Raw genomic sequence first — 2547 nt, forward strand, 5'->3', positions numbered from 1 at the left:
AAAAAAAAAGAACATTTGTTAAAAGAAATTAGAACAAAATGAGTGAAAAATTAGAACAAACAAATTCCTTATAAACCTTATCATCTCAACCTATATTAAGATTTTACCTAGTTGAATCTTCTTTTCTATATAAAGCGTCGGAGCATATCAGGGGGTTATCTAACGTAAATGCTACCCTTCGGCTCGCTTTCGCTCGGCATTGACGTCAGATACTGCACCCCCTGAACCCCCATGCTCCAACAGCAAAAAGGAAACTTTTTGCTGCTTTTCCGACGCTTATTCGCTTCGCTCATATTTATATAGAAAAGAAGTGAATGCGCAAAAGACATAATCGATTCACAAAAAATAGGTACACGAAAAACAAGTTAAGGGATGCAGTTTATGCATCCCTTAACTTACTTATTAAATAATTTATAGCTATTGAAAAGAGATAAGAATTGTTCAAAGCTAATATTGTTTAAATCGTCAATTCCTGCATGTTTTAAGGAATTGTTAAATTGATTTTTTGTAAATATTTTCTTGTATTCTTTGTTAACCCATTTCATAACGAAATAATTATACTTCTGTTTATCTTTGTGTGATATTCTTGATTTTTTTCTATTTAATCTGATAAGTGAGCTATTCACTTTAGGTTTAGGATGAAAATATTCTCTTGGAACCATACTTAATATAGAAATATCAACTTCTGCCATTAAAAATAATGCCAATGAGCGTTTTGTATTTAATAATCTTTTAGCAAACCCGTATTCCACGATTAAATAAATCTCATCAGCTATACTATCAAAAACAATTTTGCGTATTATATCCGTACTTATGTTATAAGGTATATTACCAAATATTTTATAGGATTGGTTTTTAGGAAATTTAAACTGCAATATATCCTTGTTTAAAACTTGGAAATTATCGTGATCAACAAGTTTATTTTCTGTAGTTTTGCATAATTTATGGTCTATTTCAATGGCAGTTACGAAATTACACCTCTGTACTAATTCAAGGGTAAAATGCCCTTTTCCTGAGCCGATTTCAAAGATATTATCATGTTCATTTAATCTTATATTTGTCATTATTTTATCTATATTATGTTTTGAAGTAATAAAGTTTTGACTGTGTTTTATATTTTTCTCGTTCATTATAACCCTCTTTAATTTGGTTATAATGAATTTTGCTTATTAACGATTCATTATAACCACTTATTTTTTGTTTGGTTGATAATGAACTGTGCTGATTACAAAAATACTAAAAATGCCCATATTTTTTCCTCCTTATAAAATTAGTATAATTATAGCACGAGCTCTGATAAATATGAACATGATGAGTGATCGTTAAATTTATACTGCAATCTGATGCGATTATTGAATAAAAGATATGAGAGATTTATCTAGTTTCTTTTTTTACAAGAAAAAAGAAAGTTCTTAAAGGTTTTATACTTTTGGTCGTAGAGCACACGGTTTAACGACTTAATTACGAAGTAAATAAGTCTAGTGTGTTAGACTTTAATGTTTTTTTAAGGCATTAGTGCATTTAAGCGTCAGAGCATGGCTTTATGCCGAGAAAACTATTGGTTGGAATGGCGTGTGTGTTAGCCAAAGCTTTGGCGAGTTGGTTGGGGGTTTCATGGGATTAATCCCATGAAAGTACCAACTCAACAACACACTAACGCCTGTTGGTTCCAACCAATAGGAAATTGGAATAAGCAATTAGTATAATGAGAGTATAATGTTGGTATAACGTTAGTATAATGATGCTTTTTTTCATTATATTTTTTATGTACTTTAAACCTGCACGCTTATGTGAATTAGAAAAAGCTTAATCGCATTTCATAGATTGACCTCCCAATAACTACGTGGTGTTATTGGGAGGTCAATCTATTTCATTTGCGTTAAGCTTTTGATCTACATTAAGCGTGCAGGTTTTTTGTCTATTTGTAGACGATTTTATGTTATACTAGTCCTTGAAAGAATAATAATCAGATAATGCATTTTCTTGTTTTTCATTTGCCTCTTGCTCAAAGTTCCCAAATTCGAGTAAGAGGTATTTTTGTTTTTGGTCGTCGCCTCTCATTAGTAGTTCAGGGTTTAACATTAATACTCCAGTTTTTCTTTTTATAATATTTCCTTCTTCTAAGATTTTAAGTGTTGTTATTACTGTTTGTAGACTTGTTCCTGTAGCTTTTGCTATTTCTCTTGTTGTAGCTATCATTGTATTGTTACTTAAGTGGACATTATCTAGGATATAGTTAACGATTTTAAGTTTTTTTCCGCCAATCATATCTAACATACTTATTAATTGCACTATATATGCCTTTACGAAGTTACCAGACGTTTGTTTACGGTATAACTTGTCTACCTCTATGACTTCTCCACTTTCTTCGTCTATGAGCCTCTGAGAGCCTTTATAGACTGTTCCATATCTTTCTTTCATCTTTTTCTCACTCCTTATTTTAAACTATTCTAACTATATCATAACTGTTCTAAAAAAAAAAGAACATTTGTTAAAAGAAATTAGAACAAAATGAGTGAAAAATTAGAACAAACAAATTCCTTATAA

3 protein-coding genes are annotated in these 2547 nt (G+C 30.5%); all 3 read right to left on the reverse strand.

The features are described from left to right. Positions 1-395: 395 nt before the first annotated feature. Entirely contained in the window at positions 396-1130 is a 735-nt protein-coding gene (erm(C), locus tag AK212_RS12785) for a 23S rRNA (adenine(2058)-N(6))-methyltransferase Erm(C) (protein ID WP_001003263.1), read from the reverse strand. Positions 1131-1190: 60 nt separating this feature from the next. Next, positions 1191-1250 carry a 23S rRNA methylase leader peptide ErmCL gene (ermCL, locus tag AK212_RS13535; RefSeq protein WP_002497446.1) on the reverse strand — a complete coding sequence of 20 codons (60 nt, stop codon included), beginning with the start codon at positions 1248-1250 and terminating at the stop codon, positions 1191-1193. 694 nt (positions 1251-1944) lie between these two features. Continuing rightward, positions 1945-2421 (reverse strand): replication/maintenance protein RepL, encoded by a 477-nt coding sequence (locus tag AK212_RS12790; RefSeq protein WP_000664727.1) that lies wholly within the window; start codon positions 2419-2421, stop codon positions 1945-1947. Positions 2422-2547 lie beyond the last annotated feature (126 nt).

Origin of the sequence: Staphylococcus borealis (genome assembly GCF_001224225.1) — a bacterium.
Lineage (GTDB): Bacteria > Bacillota > Bacilli > Staphylococcales > Staphylococcaceae > Staphylococcus > Staphylococcus borealis.